The sequence below is a fragment of the Streptomyces sp. NPDC056128 genome (assembly GCF_042263835.1).
Taxonomy (GTDB): domain Bacteria; phylum Actinomycetota; class Actinomycetes; order Streptomycetales; family Streptomycetaceae; genus Streptomyces.
Window position 1 is genome coordinate 1 of the sequence record NZ_JBHJVQ010000100.1, and the last position, 1,049, is coordinate 1,049.

Sequence of the window (1,049 nt, forward strand, 5' to 3'; positions counted from 1 at the left end):
ACGTCACCGGTATTACGCACCCTCAGGCGCACACGCGTACTGCTGCCGGGGTCCACAGTCGCGGACGCGGGCTCCAGCGAAGTCCACAGGCTCACGTGGCGAGGCTAGAGGCGATCTCACGGGGCGTCAGCGGACCTCGGGGCAGTACTGCGTGCCCCGAGGTACCTGAAGGGACGGCTTCCCGGCCCTCGCTGTCAGTCCTTGTTGGGGTGGACGATCTTCCACTCCTGGTCGTCGGTGTTGGTGCACTCGGAGATGTTCAGCGGGGTCTCGGTGCCGCCGTTCTGGTGCCGCACGTTCAGGCACTTGCCGTTGCTGGCGAAGTTGCGGATCCAGTAGTCGCCGCTCTTCTGCTTCTGGATGTACCAGAGCTGGTTGTCGGCCATCGTGCCGTCGCAGTGGAACTCACCGATGCCGGTGCCGACGGGACGGCCGTCGTACTCGCCCAGGTCCATGCAGAGCTTGTCGGTGACGTTGCGGATCTGGAAGAGCGGGGCCCCTCCGGGGCCGCCCTTCTCGTACTTCACCTCGAGGTTCCAGTACTGGTTGTCGCCCTCTTCGTGGCAGTTGGCCTGCTGGACGACCCCGTTGATCTGGCCCTTCTCCCGCCCGGGGATGTCGGCGCACATCTTGGTGGTGGCGTTCCACAGCATCACGTTCATGGCGGGCACGACGGGCTTCGGCTTCGGGGGCTGCTTGGACTCGCCGCCTCCCCCGCCACCGCCACCACCGGCGCCGTCGTCCTCGCCATCCTCGGAGGCCTGCGGCTCGGGATCGGCCGCGGGCGACTCAGCCTGGCTGGGCAGGGTTTCCGGGGACGCGCTGGGGCTGGGGGCGAGGGCGGCGCCGGCCTGTTCCGTCTGCTCGGTGGCACTCGTGCGGACCTGCGGCTTGTAGGCGATCCAGATCATCACGAACGCGATCGCGATGGCCAGGAAGATGCCGAAGAAGGTGGCCAGCCAGCGCGGCAGAAACCCACGCTGGACGTACGTCCCCTCGACGTCCGTCGGATCCGTCCCGGACCGCTTCACCGACAGCGTGTAGGGACG

General features: G+C 67.6%; 1 protein-coding gene. It reads right to left on the minus strand.

The genetic code is table 11. From position 1 onward, the window contains the following. Positions 1–194: 194 nt before the first annotated feature. On the minus strand, positions 195–1,049 hold an 855-nt coding region (locus ACFC1X_RS40825; RefSeq protein ID WP_376364846.1), incomplete at its 5' end, for an RICIN domain-containing protein.